Origin of the sequence: Collinsella sp. AM24-1 (assembly GCF_003470325.1) — a bacterium.
Lineage (GTDB): Bacteria > Actinomycetota > Coriobacteriia > Coriobacteriales > Coriobacteriaceae > Collinsella.
The window spans coordinates 1-271 of sequence record NZ_QRHM01000044.1; the positions used below are offsets into that span (position 1 = coordinate 1).

At 54.6% G+C, this 271-nt stretch carries 1 protein-coding gene; it reads right to left on the bottom strand.

Annotation, left to right across the window (positions count from 1 at the left end):
* On the bottom strand, positions 1 to 168 hold a 168-nt coding region (gene tnpA, locus DW661_RS09880), incomplete at its 3' end, for an IS200/IS605 family transposase (RefSeq protein ID WP_118935471.1).
* Positions 169 to 271: the final 103 nt, after the last annotated feature.

The following is a 271-nucleotide window of genomic DNA, read 5'->3' on the forward strand; positions in this document are numbered from 1 at the left end:
CCCCTCGATTATCTCGATCCCCTTGTACTCGCACAGCTTCCTGAGGATCTCCCCTATGTCGCTCCTGATTTGGTTGTAGATCACTTTGCGCCTATACTTCGGCGTGAACACGATGTGGTACTTGCACATCCACTTCGTGTGGGAAAGGCTGTAGGCCTTCTGGGCCATGGCGACCACCCCTTCGACTCGAATTCTTGACGGCCTGAACAATCGTCAATATCGGTCGGAGGGGTGGCTTTGTAAAGCCGTTTGTCTCCACCCGCATAGCGGG